The 11,606-nt window shown below is 67.2% G+C and carries 12 protein-coding genes; 5 read left to right on the top strand and 7 right to left on the bottom strand.

What is annotated here, in order from left to right; all coding sequences use genetic code 11:
* The first annotated feature begins 60 nt into the window (after positions 1-60).
* Positions 61-330: a hypothetical protein gene (locus AC07WC_RS05920; RefSeq protein WP_495209182.1), complete on the top strand. Its 270-nt coding sequence runs from the start codon at positions 61-63 to the stop codon at positions 328-330.
* A 4-nt stretch (positions 331-334) separates the two neighbouring features.
* Here the strand turns inward: AC07WC_RS05920 and AC07WC_RS05915 are convergent, their stop codons facing one another.
* Positions 335-670 (bottom strand): hypothetical protein, encoded by a 336-nt coding sequence (locus tag AC07WC_RS05915; RefSeq protein WP_495209181.1) that lies wholly within the window; start codon positions 668-670, stop codon positions 335-337.
* A gap of 129 nt (positions 671-799) precedes the next feature.
* Positions 800-988 carry a hypothetical protein gene (locus AC07WC_RS05910; RefSeq protein WP_495209180.1) on the bottom strand — a complete coding sequence of 63 codons (189 nt, stop codon included), beginning with the start codon at positions 986-988 and terminating at the stop codon, positions 800-802.
* 271 nt (positions 989-1,259) lie between these two features.
* Here AC07WC_RS05910 and AC07WC_RS05905 point away from each other — a divergent pair, with 271 nt between their 5' ends.
* From AC07WC_RS05905 to AC07WC_RS05890, 4 genes are all read left to right on the top strand, one after another.
* Positions 1,260-1,670 carry a g-type lysozyme inhibitor gene (locus tag AC07WC_RS05905; RefSeq protein WP_495209179.1) on the top strand — a complete coding sequence of 137 codons (411 nt, stop codon included), beginning with the start codon at positions 1,260-1,262 and terminating at the stop codon, positions 1,668-1,670.
* A gap of 55 nt (positions 1,671-1,725) precedes the next feature.
* Entirely contained in the window at positions 1,726-2,394 is a 669-nt protein-coding gene (locus AC07WC_RS05900) for a hypothetical protein (protein WP_495209178.1), read from the top strand.
* A gap of 100 nt (positions 2,395-2,494) precedes the next feature.
* Positions 2,495-3,370: an endonuclease/exonuclease/phosphatase family protein gene (locus AC07WC_RS05895; RefSeq protein WP_495209177.1), complete on the top strand. Its 876-nt coding sequence runs from the start codon at positions 2,495-2,497 to the stop codon at positions 3,368-3,370.
* A 99-nt stretch (positions 3,371-3,469) separates the two neighbouring features.
* Entirely contained in the window at positions 3,470-3,853 is a 384-nt protein-coding gene (locus AC07WC_RS05890) for a VOC family protein (protein ID WP_495209176.1), read from the top strand.
* Positions 3,854-3,911: 58 nt separating this feature from the next.
* On the opposite strand, the gene AC07WC_RS05885 is transcribed toward AC07WC_RS05890, so the two are convergent.
* The 5 genes from AC07WC_RS05885 to AC07WC_RS05865 all read right to left on the bottom strand — a co-directional run bounded on the left by AC07WC_RS05885 (position 3,912) and on the right by AC07WC_RS05865 (position 11,505).
* Entirely contained in the window at positions 3,912-5,342 is a 1,431-nt protein-coding gene (locus tag AC07WC_RS05885; RefSeq protein ID WP_495209175.1) for an efflux transporter outer membrane subunit, read from the bottom strand.
* Entirely contained in the window at positions 5,336-6,073 is a 738-nt protein-coding gene (locus AC07WC_RS05880; RefSeq protein WP_495209174.1) for an SDR family oxidoreductase, read from the bottom strand. Before AC07WC_RS05880 ends, AC07WC_RS05885 begins: the two co-directional genes overlap by 7 nt.
* Positions 6,074-6,098: 25 nt before the next feature.
* Complete coding sequence (locus tag AC07WC_RS05875) at positions 6,099-9,269, bottom strand: efflux RND transporter permease subunit (RefSeq protein ID WP_495209173.1); 3,171 nt, start codon at positions 9,267-9,269, stop codon at positions 6,099-6,101.
* A 160-nt stretch (positions 9,270-9,429) separates the two neighbouring features.
* Positions 9,430-10,641 carry an efflux RND transporter periplasmic adaptor subunit gene (locus AC07WC_RS05870; RefSeq protein ID WP_088432181.1) on the bottom strand — a complete coding sequence of 404 codons (1,212 nt, stop codon included), beginning with the start codon at positions 10,639-10,641 and terminating at the stop codon, positions 9,430-9,432.
* A gap of 90 nt (positions 10,642-10,731) precedes the next feature.
* Complete coding sequence (locus AC07WC_RS05865; protein ID WP_495209172.1) at positions 10,732-11,505, bottom strand: SDR family NAD(P)-dependent oxidoreductase; 774 nt, start codon at positions 11,503-11,505, stop codon at positions 10,732-10,734.
* Positions 11,506-11,606 lie beyond the last annotated feature (101 nt).

The raw sequence follows: 11,606 nt of genomic DNA, 5'->3' as shown, positions 1-11,606 counted from the left end.
GGCAGGGGGGCTCACCCGGGCAGGCACGCCTGGCCGGCATGCACTGTGCTGGGGATCGTTATGGACGGACAGAAAGAGGCCTTTCGGCAGGCACATGCCGAGCTGGAACAGTGCTGGACGCGCGGGCTGTCCGCGGCGGCGCGATGGGCGGTGTACGACGACATCCACGACCGCCTGGTCGCGCAATGGCCGACCGATGCGAACCGTATCGTGGCGATGATGGTGATGTGGGTGACCGAGATTCGCGGCGCCTGCCCTTCATCGCACCGCGCAGCGGAGGCAGGCAGGACCGACGTGCTGCGGCTGCGTGCGTGCCGCATCGACTCCTGAGCCGTCAGGCCATCGGGGGCTGGAAGGGTTCGGTGCGCCCGGCCACTTCCATGTTGACCGCATTGATCAGCGCCGATATGGCGGTCGCCAGACGGCGGCTGTCGGCAATGGAGCCGAAGAACAGGATCGAGGTGCCGTCGAGTTCGACGCCCGCCAGGCCGAGCTCGCCCTTGAGGGCAGCGACGCGTTCGTCGAACAACTTCAGCCAGTGGGCGTCCGGAGCGACATCGAGCATGGCCACGATGGCCTCGTCCGCGCCATGGTCGACAATGGTCTGCAGGGTCGGAACGTCGAAACCCAGCAGGCGCGGCACGCTGCTGTCCGGAACGGGGATGCTCATGCCGTCATGGTAGCCGGTAAGCCGGGCCGGTGCCGTCAGGCGGCCGACGACAGCTGAAGCGTTGTGGTTCGCCAGGACGCACAAAGGCCCGGCCAGATTGACCGGGCCCACGACGCGTACCGCGTGGCCTTATTCTTCCTGATCGTTCTGCTGGCCTTGGCGCTGGCCCTGCTGGTCCTGCTGTTGCTGCTGTTTCTGGGCATCGCGGTCGCGCTGATCCTGCTGGTCCTGCTGGCCCTGCTGCGGGGTATTGCGCTGCGGATCGTTCTGACGCTGCGGATCGTTCTGACCCTGCTGCGGGTTCGGGGTGTTGGCCATTGCCGTATCTCCGGTGTTCGGCATCGAAGTGGTGCCGGTGAATCCACGCTAGGCCTGCCTGCGTTACCCATGCGTGCGTGGCGGACGTGGGGCCATGCACGCGCCGGGCACCTGCGTAAACAATTCAGAACGCAGCGGAAAACGCTGCCGATAGAGCACAGTGCGTTCACTGCGCGCCAGCCTTGAGCTGCAGCGCATCGACAATCCCTTGATGCCGGCGCGCCCATGCTCGGCACGAAACGCCCTTGCCGGGCCCGACCGAGGACTTGCCATGACGCCGCTCCGCTCGCTGCTGTTGATCACCCTGCTCGCCCTGACGCCGATGCTGGCCACGGCGGCGGACAAGGTCACCACCACCCCCGTGCACTTCAGCAAGGGCGCCAGCAGCGCCACGTTGCGTGGCACGTTGTCCGGTTATGACACCGTCCGGTACACGATCGCCGCACGCGCTGGCCAGACCATGGCGGTGACGATCGATGGCAGCCCGAACGCCAACTTCACTGTGTTCGCGCCCGGCGTGACGCCCGGCCAGGGCGAGGCGCTTGGCAGCAATGATGAGAAACGACGCTGGAGCGGCACGCTGCCGGCCACCGGCACCTATGTGGTGCAGGTCTACCAGATGCGCGCGCAGGCGCGCCGCGGCGAGAAGGCGCCGCACAGCCTGACCGTCGCCATCCGCTGAGCCCCGCCCCGGTAGCCTCGGGGGTGTCGGTTTTCCTCCACGCAAGGAGCCCGGGATGGATTTCCTCAAACTGCTGCGGTCGCTGGAAGAGTTTCTCTACGAACTGTGCACCTGGTTCCTGTTCTTCCCGCGCACGCTGTACCGCGTGGTCGTGCATCCGCGGCGGATGGCGCAGTACGTGGATACCGAGCTGAAGGAGAATCTGGAGCGCCGGTTCGACGATGCGATCAGTCCGCCGATGTTCCTGATGCTGGCGGTGCTGGTTGCGCACGGGGTGGAGCTGATGCTGCACCAGCAGGTGGTCGGTACCGGTGCGCTGTCGCGCTCGATCTTCGGCAACGAGGAAAGCCTGCTGCTGTATCGCTCGATCACCTTCGCGATCTGGCCGCTGGTGACCACCACACACCTGCTGCGGCGCAAGCAGGTGCCGATGACCCGCGAGTCGCTGCGCCGACCGTTTTTCATGCAGTGCTACCTGACCGCGCCGTTCGCGGTGACGTTGTCCACCAGCATGGTGTTCGTGCGGTTGCCCGGCGAGATGTCGACCGTGCTCGGCACGGCGGTCGGGGTGGTCGCCGCGCTGTGGTATGGGGTGGTGCAGGCCGGCTGGCTGAAGATGGCCCTGCAGCGTTCCTGGCTCAACACGATCCTGTCCACGCTGTGGGTGCTGGTACTGGGATCGCTGATCAACCTCGTGATCGGGGTGGTCCTGCTCTCCAACTGACCCGGCCGCTGCCCCACTCAACCGCCATGTCGCGCATATCCTTTCCCTGCCCTTCCATGCGACCCTTTGGGAACGTTTTCATGGAATGGAGGGATTCCACATGCTGTCTCGTTTCCACCGGCCGGCGCTGCTGGCCCTGATGATGATCGCCGCCCCGCTGGGCACCGCCTGGGCGCAGGCGCCGGCGGCGTTGAAGGTCATGTCGTTCAATGTCCGCACGCCGGCCGATACCGACCCGGGCAAGCGCTGGGAAGACCGTCGCGATGCGATGGTCACCCTGATCCGCGAACAGCACCCCGAGGTGATCGGCACGCAGGAACTGGTGCAGAAACAGGGCGAGTACCTGGTCGCACACCTGCCCGGCTACGCGCTGTTCGGCAAGGACCGCCGCGGCGGCCACGGCGACGAACACATGGGCGTGCTCTACGACACGTCCCGTTTGAAGGTGCTCGAGTCGGGCGACTTCTGGCTGTCCGATACGCCGGACGTGCCGGGCAGCATCACCTGGGGCAACCTGTTCCCGCGCATGGTGACCTGGGCGCTGTTCCAGCGCCAGGCCGATGGCCAGCGCTTCTACCTGTTCAACACCCACCTGCCCTACCGTGATGAGGACGAGCCGCGCCGCGTGCTCGGCGCCAAGCTGATCGTCTCGCGGCTGGCCGCGCTGCCCAAGGACATCCCGGTGGTGGTCACCGGCGATTTCAACAGTGAGCCCGGCAGCGACACCTACAAGGCGTTCACCGCTGCGCTGGGCGATGCACGCACCCTGGCCGGCAAGGTCGATGGCCCGCGCCTGACCTTCCATGACTTCACTGGCAAACCCACGGTGGAACTGGACTGGATCCTGGTGCGCGGCTTCAGCGTGGACCGTTTCAGCACGCTGGACCAGAAGCCCGGTGGTGTGCTGCCCTCGGACCACTACCCGGTCCAGGCCGAGCTGCGCGTTGCCGCACCCAGCGCTGCCAAAGGCAGATAAGGGGGATCCGCTGGGCGGTCGATCGGCCGTCCAGCAGCATCACACCGCGTCGATGGCGACGGTGCGATAGAGGTTTCTTTCCGCACCGAGGATTGGACCATGGCCCATCGCAGCCGGCTCGCCGGCTTCATCATCGACTGCCAGGACGTGCCGGCCGACCGCGCCGCCGCGTTCTGGTCGGCCGCGCTGGGGTACACCGCGGCGCCGGCCTATCGCGAAGAACAGGCCGAGTACGCGGACCTGCAGGGCGCACCGGCGGGCCTGAACGTGGAAGTACAGCGGGTCGAGCACGCCTCTCGCGTGCATCTGGACATCGAGAGCGACGATATCGATGCCGAAGCGAACCGTCTGGAGAAACTCGGCGCACGCCGGATCGGCTTCGTGAAGCGCTGGTGGGTCATGGAGGCCCCGACCGGGCACCGCTTCTGCATCGTCCGCATGCGCGGCGATGAGGGTCATGCCCCCGCCAACGAGTGGCCGTGACACCGTGGCCCACCGGCTGACGGGGACGGCGCCATCGCCGTCCCCGTCACCTGGGCGGTCAGCGTTGCGTGACCGCCACCGGGGTGTTCGCTGCATCCTGCTGCTGGCCCCAGCCACCCAGCGCCTTGTACACACCGACCACACTGACGTTGACCGTCGATTCGGCCTCGGCCAGTGCATCGTCCGCGGCAAGCTGGGTGCGCTGCGCATCCAGCAGGGTCAGGAAGTCCTCCGAGCCCTCGCGGAAACGGATCTGCGCCAGCTCTTCGGCACGTCCCGCCGCTTGCGCCTGCTCGGCGACGATCGCCAGGCGGGCCTGCTGCTTGGCATACCGCGTCAACGCGTTCTCGGTGTCTTCCAGCGCCAGCAGCACCGCCTTCTCGTACTCGGCTGCGGCACCGTCGGCCTGCGCCTTGCTCGCGCGCAGCCGGGCTTTGACCGTGCCGAAGTCGAACGCAGCCCAGCTGATCGACGGGGTCACCGACCACGCTTTGTTGTTGCCGTTGACCAACCCGCTGGCATCGCCGGAGAGGAAGCCGACGAAGCCACTCAGGCTGATCCGCGGGAACAGGTCTGCGGTGGCCACGCCAACGCGTGCGGTCGCTGCCGCCAGCCGACGCTCGGCCACGCGCACGTCGGCGCGCTGACGCAGCAGATCGGTGGTGTCACCCAACGGCAACGCCTTGGCGTACGGCCGCATCTCGCGCGGCTGCAGCAGGCTGTCCAGTGCGTCCGGGCGCTGGCCCAGCAGCACTGCAAGACGATGACGTGACTGCACCTCGGCTACTTCCAGCAGCGGAATGTCGGCCTCGATCGCCTTCAGGCGCGCACGGCTGCTCTGCACGTCCAGCTCGCTGCCCGCGCCCAGTTCCCACCGGGTTTCGGTGAGCTTCTGGGTGTCGCGCAGATTGACCAGGGTGCGCTTGGCCACCGCGATGCGCTTCTGGGTGCCGCGCAGTTCGAAGTAGTTGCGCGCCACTTCCGCAGCGACGGTGACCTGGGCATCGGCGAGGTTGTCCTGCTCGGCACCCAGGTCCGCACGCGCCGCTTCGGCGGCGCGGCGCTGGCGACCGAACAGATCCAGCTCCCAGCCCGCATCGAAGCCGAGCTGGTAGGTCTCGCTGAAGACGCGCTCGCCACCCACCGTGGCATCCGGCTGCTTGCGGCGGTCATAGCTGCCGCCACTGGTGACGTGCGGCAACTGGTCCAGGCGCTGCTCGACGAACACCGCGCGGGCCTCGCGCACGCGCGACATCGCGATGCGCAGGTCCAGGTTGGTGCCCAGCGCTTCATGCACCAGTTGCTCCAGCACCGGATCGTCGAACTGGGCCCACCAGCTCGCCACCGGCGAGCTGGTGGTGAACACCGGCGCGGCGGCGCCCTGCAGGGTCACCGGCTCGGCCGGTGGCGCCTGGTAGTTGGGGCCGACGCTGACGCAGCCGGCCAGCAGTGCGCTGGTCACGGCCACGGTCAACAGGCGGATCACCATGGCAGCACCTCGCCGAGGTAGGTGAAGCTGCCATTGGGACCCTCGGCATCGATCAGCGCCATGCCGACGCTGGAGCGTGCGCCTTCGCTGATTTCGATCTCGCCTTCGCCGCCGTTCATGTCGGTCTTGACGTAACCCGGGTGCACGGTATTGACCTTGGTGGTGCTGTCGCGCAGCTCATAGGCCAGCTGCACGGTCCAGGCATTCACCGCGCTCTTGGAGGCGTTGTAGGCCGGCACGGCGAAGCCGTAGATCGGCGAGCCCGGCTGGCTGTGCAGGGTCAGCGAGCCCAGGATGCTGGACACGTTGACGATGCGGCCGGCCGGCGAGGCATTGAGCAGCGGCAGGAAGGCCTGGGTGACGGCGATCACCGCGAACACGTTGGTGTCGAAGGTGTCGCGCCAGGTCTGCAGGGTCTGCGCCGACGGGGCCAGCTTGATGTCGTCCAGCAGGATGCCGGCGTTGTTGACCAGGATGTCCAGGCGGCCGTGACGCTCGGTCACGGTCTGCACCGCCGCGGCGATGCTGGCGGCATCGCCCACGTCGAGCTGGATCGCTTCGACCGGCAGGCCCTCGGCCTGCAGCTTCAGCGCCTCGGCCACGGCGACGTCACGCTTGCGCCCAGCCAGCAGCGTATGCACGCCGGCCTGGGCCAGCTGACGGACGGTTTCCAGGCCGATGCCGCGGGTGGCACCGGTGACCAGGGCGATCTTTTGGGTAGCGGTATTCATGTGAAAAACCTCGCGGGGGAAGGAATCAATGGTGGATGGTCGGTTCACCGTGGGTCACCAGCTGCCCGCCGCCGTTACGGCTGACGAACTTGCGCAGGGCCACGTAGAACACCGGGGTCAGGAACAGGCCGAACAGGGTGACGCCCAGCATGCCGGCGAACACCGTGATACCGGTCACCGAGCGGACTTCCGCACCAGCGCCATGCGAGATGACCAGCGGGATGGTGCCGGCAATGAACGCAATGGAGGTCATCACGATCGGGCGCAGACGCAGGCGGCACGCTTCCAGTGCAGCCTCGACGATACCCTTGCCGCCCATTTCCAGTTCGCGGGCGAATTCGACGATCAGGATCGCGTTCTTGCATGCCAGGCCCATCAGCACCACCAGGCCGACCTGCACGAACACGTTGTTGTCGCCACCGGTCAGCCATACGCCGAATAACGCCGACAGCAGGGTCATCGGGACAATCAGGATCACCGCCAGCGGCAGCGACCAGCTCTCATACAGCGCAGCCAGCACCAGGAACGCCAGCAGGATCGCCACCGGGAACACGATGAAGGCGGCCTTGCCCTGGGTGGCCTGCTGGTAGCTCAGGTCGGTCCATTCGGTCTGCATGCCCACCGGCAGCACCTTGCCGGCGATTTCGGTCAGCTTGGTCATGGCCTCGGCCGAGGACAGCATGCGCGGGTCGGCTTCGCCGGCCAGGTCGGCCGCCGGGTAACCGTTGAAGCGCAGCACCGGGTCCGGGCCGTAGGTCTGCTTCACCGTGACCATCGAGCCGATCGGCACCATCTCGCCGCGGTTATTGCGGGTGCGCAGGCGACCGATGTCTTCCACGCTGTCACGGAACTGGCCGTCGGCCTGGGCGATCACCTGCCAGGTACGACCGAACTGGTTGAAGTCGTTCACGTACGCCGAGCCCAGGTAAGTCTGCAGCGTGTCGAACAACTCGGTCAGCTCCACGCCCTGGGCCTTGGCCTTGACGCGGTCCACTTCGGCATCCAGCTGCGGCACGTTGGCCTGGTAGCTGGTGATCGGGAACGCCATGCCCGGGGTCTGGGCGACCGCACCCTGCATCGTGCTCACCGCGGTCTGCAGCGCGCCGTAACCAAGGTTGCCGCGGTCCTGGATGAACATCTGGTAGCCGTTGCCGTTGCCCAGGCCGAGGATCGGCGGCGGCATCATGGAGAACGCGAAGCCCTCCTGCAGCCCGGCGATCTTGGCGTTGATCTCGGCATTGATCTGCGCGGCGGTACGGCCCTTGCGCTCACTGAACGGCTTGAGCGGAACGAAGGCGACACCGGTGTTGGGCGTGTTGGTGAACTGCAGCGCGTTCAGACCCGGGAACTGGATCGTGTGCGCCACGCCATCGGTGTTGCGCGCGATCTCGGCGACCTTGGACAGCATGGCGTCGGTACGTGCGATCGAGGAGCCTTCCGGCAGCTTCACGCCGGCGATCAGGTACAGCTTGTCCTGGGTCGGGATGAAGCCGGCCGGCACCGCCTTGAACATCAGGCCGGTGGCCAGCAGCAGGCCGGCGTACACCACGAACACCAGCCCACGACGGCCCAGCAGGCGGCCGACCGAACCGTGGTACTTGTCCGAGCTGGTCTTGAAGAAGCGGTTGAACGGACGGAAGATCCAGCCGAACAGACGATCGATCAGACGGGTCAGGCCATCCTTCGGCGCGCCGTGCGGCTTGAGCAGGCGTGCCGCCAGCGCCGGCGACAGGGTCAGCGAGTTGATCGCCGAGATCACGGTCGAAATGGCGATGGTGACGGCGAACTGCTTGTAGAACGCACCGGTCACGCCGGACAGGAACGCCATCGGCACGAACACGGCACACAGCACCAGCGCGATCGCCACGATCGGGCCGGACACTTCGCGCATCGCCTGGTGCGCCGCGGCCAGCGGGGTCAGGCCTTCTTCGATGTTGCGCTCGACGTTCTCCACCACCACGATCGCGTCATCGACCACGATGCCGATCGCCAGCACCAGCCCGAACAGGGTCAAGGTGTTGATCGAGAATCCCAGCACGTACAGCGCCGCGAACGTACCCACGATCGACACCGGCACGGCGATCAGCGGAATGATCGAGGCACGCCAGGTCTGCAGGAACAGGATCACCACCAGCACCACCAGCGCGATCGCCTCCAGCAACGTGGAGACCACGGCCTTGACCGAGTCACGCACGAAGATGGTGGTGTCATACACCGCTTCGTACTTCACGCCCGGCGGGAACTGCTTGGTCAGCTCATCCATGGTGTGGATGACCGAGTCGCGGATCTCCAGCGCGTTCGCACCCGGGGCCTGGAAGATACCGATACCGACCGCGTTCTTGCCGTCCAGCTGCGAGCGCAGCGTGTAGTCACCGGCGCCCAGTTCCAGGCGGGCGACATCGGACAGACGCACCACTTCACCGTCGTCACCGGCCTTGAGCACGATGTCGCGGAACTCCTGTTCGCTGCGCAGGCGGCCCTGCGCGTTGATCAGGGTCAGGAAGTCGCTGCTCGGCATCGGTTCGGCACCGAGCTGGCCCGCCGAGACCTGCACGTTCTGCTCGCGCATCGCACGCACCACGTCGCTGGCGGTCAGGCCGCGCGCGGCGATCTTGTCCGGGTCCAGCCACGCACGCATGGCGTAGTCGCCACCACCGAACATCTGCGCATCGCCGACGCCCTGCAGGCGTGCCAGGGCATCCTTGACGTGCAGGCGGGCGTAGTTGCGCAGGTACAGCGAGTCGTACTTGCCATCCGGCGAGGTCAGGTGGACCACCATCAGGAAGGTCGGCGACTGCTTCTGGGTGGAGACACCCTGGCGGCGCACGTCTTCGGGCAGGCGCGCCTGCGCCTGGGCGACGCGGTTCTGCACCTTGACCGCAGCTTCGTCCGGATCGGTACCCGGGCGGAAGGTCACGGTCATCTGCAGCACGCCGTCGGAGCCGGCGACGGACTTGATGTACATCATGTCCTCGACGCCGTTGATCGCTTCTTCCAGCGGCGTGGCCACGGTTTCGGCGATCACCTTGGGATTGGCGCCCGGGTACACCGTGCGCACCACCACCGAGGGCGGCACCACTTCGGGGTACTCGCTGATCGGCAGCATCGGGATCGCGATCAGGCCGGCGGCGAAGATCACGATCGACAGCACCGCCGCGAAGATCGGCCTGTCAATGAAAAAACGGGAAAAGTCCATGGGTGGATTCCTGGGGTTTCACCAGCGCCGGCGTGCACGACCCCGGCCGCTGTCGCAGGCGACAGCGGTGGCGGGTTCCCCTGCACGGGGCGATGGCAGTCACGGTAGAGCCGACCGTTGGTCGGCTGCTATGTAGAACCGACGGTCAGTCGGCTGCCCTTCAGTTCTTTGCAACAGCCGGCGCGGCTACCGGTGCGGCAACCGGCTGCATCGCGACGGCCTTGGCCTGGACCGGCATGCCGGGCATGAAGACTTTCTGCACGCCGTCGATGATCACGCGGTCGCCGGCCTTCAGGCCCTGCTCGACGATGCGCAGGCCGTCGGCATTGCGGCCGAGCTGGATATCGCGGCGCTGTGCCTTGTTGTCCTTGTCGACCACGTAGACGAACTTGCGGTCCTGGTCGGTCAGCACGGCCTTGTCATCGATCAGCATGGCCTGGAACTGGCCGCTGCCCAGCAGCTGCACGCGGGCGAACAGGCCCGGAGTGAAGGCGCGGTCGGCGTTGTCCAGCAGCGCGCGAACCCGGATGGTGCCGGTGCTGCGGGTCACCTGGTTGTCCAGGAAGTCGACCTTGCCTTCATGCGGGTAGCCGTCCTCGCCGGACAGGCCCACCTTCACCGGCAGTTCGCTGTCGCGCTCGCTCGGGCGTTCACCCTTGCGCGCCATCTGGGCGTAGCGCAGGAAGGTGCCTTCATCGGCATCGAAGTACACATGCACCTTGTCCAGCGAGACCAGCGTGGTCAGCACGCTGGCGCTGTCGCCGGCGGTGACCAGGTTGCCAGCGGTCACCATCGCGCGGCCGGCGCGACCGTTGATCGGGGCACGCACCTGGGTGAACTCCATGTTCAAGCGCGCTGCGTCAACAGCGGCCTGTGCAGCCTGCACCTGCGCCAGTGCCTGCTCGGACACCGCACGGCGCTGTTCCCAGGTTTCGGTGGAGATCGCCTGCTGGTCTGACAGGCGGCGGGCACGGTCGGCTTCGCTGCGGCTCACCTGGGCCTGGGTGCGCGCGCGGTTGAGCTCGGCGGTGGCGCGGTCCAGCTCGGCGCGGTAACTGCGTGCGTCGATGGTGAACAGCACATCGCCCTTCTTGACCTCCTGGCCTTCGACATAGTTGACCTTGTCGATATAGCCGGAGACGCGCGGACGCAGCTCAACGCTTTCGACCGCTTCGACGCGGCCGCTGAAGTCGTCCCACTGGCTGACCTGCTTGACCAGCACCGGCGCGGCACTGACCGACGGCGGCGGCGGCATGCCGGCTTCTTCAGCGTGGCTGCCACTGCAGGCGGTCAGCACCGCGGCGGCAAGGATCGAAACGCCGGCCATGGCCAGCCGTCGGGTGAAACGTTGCGGGGAGGAGTTGGAAGTCATGACATGCATCCGTACGTAGGGGTGGTGATACAGAATCGAAAACGTGGGGCGACGTGGGGGCGTAGCCTGGGACCTGAACCTCGGTAGAGGTCAAGCCGTGCCGGCCGTGTTGCGCGACAGCGGTGGAGGACGGTCGAGGTGCAGCAGTCCGCGCGGCAGTTCGGCATCGCGCGCGTCGCAGCGCACGATCGCGCGGTTGTCCGTGCAGTTGTCGAGCAGCGAGACCACGCGACGGCCGACCAGCAGCGCGCTCGGCCATTCGATGCAGGCCTTCGCTGCATTGGCCGGGGTGCACACGGGATCGCACACTTCCAGCATCTGCGCGCGCACGCCCAATGCCTGGGCTTCCTGGTGCAGGACCTGCGCGTACATGCGCGTGGCCGACATGGTGATCGACGACTCGCCATGCCCGGCCCACGGCTTGAAGCCGGCCGGGCCGCCGACCAGGACATAGCGCCGCGCCTGCGCACCACCGCGCACCAGCGGCAGCAGATGCCGCCCGGCGTGCACGTGCGGCATCACATCCGCCTGCAGCGCCTGCAACAACGCATCACCGCTGCGATCGGTCACCCGCCCACGGTTGTAGGGGCCGCCCATCGCATCCACCACCGCGGCCAGCGCGCGCGGCCGCCCGCCGATGCGCTCGGCCACGCTGCGTGCCGAGCCGTCATCGCCCAGCGAGCCGAGCAGGACTTCCAGGCCCGGCTCATCGGCGAACTGCTCCTGCAGCGCAGCCAGACGGCCGGGGTCGCGGCCGACCACCAGCACGGGGCTGCCGGCCTCCAGCAAGGCCGCCACGATGCCCTGGCCCACGCTGCCGGTGCCACCGAGCACCAGCACCTCGGGGGCCAATGTCCCATTCATGGGACTTTCACTCCCGTCGCCGGGATAATCCCAATTCGACCCAGTCGGTCGCCACTGCGGGCGCCGAGCTGGATGCTGCCACCGCGCTGCATGTTGGCAGG

This window comes from Stenotrophomonas sp. GW821-FHT01H02A, assembly GCF_059422145.1.
This window is presented reverse-complemented; position numbering and strand designations above follow the sequence as displayed.

What these genes read in the sequence shown, in the direction of transcription:
- AC07WC_RS05920 (WP_495209182.1), top strand. Translation starts at nt 61, where the DNA reads ATGGACGGACAGAAAGAGGCCTTTCGGCAGGCACATGCCGAGCTGGAA.
- AC07WC_RS05915 (WP_495209181.1), bottom strand. Translation starts at nt 670, where the DNA reads ATGAGCATCCCCGTTCCGGACAGCAGCGTGCCGCGCCTGCTGGGTTTC.
- AC07WC_RS05910 (WP_495209180.1), bottom strand. Translation starts at nt 988, where the DNA reads ATGGCCAACACCCCGAACCCGCAGCAGGGTCAGAACGATCCGCAGCGT.
- AC07WC_RS05905 (WP_495209179.1), top strand. Translation starts at nt 1,260, where the DNA reads ATGACGCCGCTCCGCTCGCTGCTGTTGATCACCCTGCTCGCCCTGACG.
- AC07WC_RS05900 (WP_495209178.1), top strand. Translation starts at nt 1,726, where the DNA reads ATGGATTTCCTCAAACTGCTGCGGTCGCTGGAAGAGTTTCTCTACGAA.
- AC07WC_RS05895 (WP_495209177.1), top strand. Translation starts at nt 2,495, where the DNA reads ATGCTGTCTCGTTTCCACCGGCCGGCGCTGCTGGCCCTGATGATGATC.
- AC07WC_RS05890 (WP_495209176.1), top strand. Translation starts at nt 3,470, where the DNA reads ATGGCCCATCGCAGCCGGCTCGCCGGCTTCATCATCGACTGCCAGGAC.
- AC07WC_RS05885 (WP_495209175.1), bottom strand. Translation starts at nt 5,342, where the DNA reads ATGGTGATCCGCCTGTTGACCGTGGCCGTGACCAGCGCACTGCTGGCC.
- AC07WC_RS05880 (WP_495209174.1), bottom strand. Translation starts at nt 6,073, where the DNA reads ATGAATACCGCTACCCAAAAGATCGCCCTGGTCACCGGTGCCACCCGC.
- AC07WC_RS05875 (WP_495209173.1), bottom strand. Translation starts at nt 9,269, where the DNA reads ATGGACTTTTCCCGTTTTTTCATTGACAGGCCGATCTTCGCGGCGGTG.
- AC07WC_RS05870 (WP_088432181.1), bottom strand. Translation starts at nt 10,641, where the DNA reads ATGACTTCCAACTCCTCCCCGCAACGTTTCACCCGACGGCTGGCCATG.
- AC07WC_RS05865 (WP_495209172.1), bottom strand. Translation starts at nt 11,505, where the DNA reads ATGAATGGGACATTGGCCCCCGAGGTGCTGGTGCTCGGTGGCACCGGC.